General features: G+C 39.0%; 1 pseudogene. It reads left to right on the top strand.

The window, feature by feature from the left end:
• Positions 1-249: pseudogene (locus tag HUK49_RS10970) on the top strand (RNA-guided endonuclease TnpB family protein); the annotation flags it as partial.

The following is a 249-nucleotide window of genomic DNA, read 5'->3' as shown; positions in this document are numbered from 1 at the left end:
ACATTGGAAAAGCTAAAATCAAACAATATACGGTTAGCTACGACCCAACGGGTCGGTATTACTTGTCGTTGCAAGTAAAAACGGAAATTAATGAATTACCTAAAACTGGAAAGGCTGTTGGCCTTGACGTTGGTATAGCTGATTTGGCTATCAGCTCTGATGGAATCAAGTATGGTACTTTCCACACTAAATGGTTAGAGAAACAAGACACTAAGTGGCAATCCAAGTATAGTAAACGTAAGTATCGAG

Source organism: Limosilactobacillus portuensis, assembly GCF_014838735.1.
Lineage (GTDB): Bacteria > Bacillota > Bacilli > Lactobacillales > Lactobacillaceae > Limosilactobacillus > Limosilactobacillus portuensis.
Note: the sequence above shows the minus strand (reverse complement) of the source record. Positions and strands in the feature narration are given on the sequence as shown.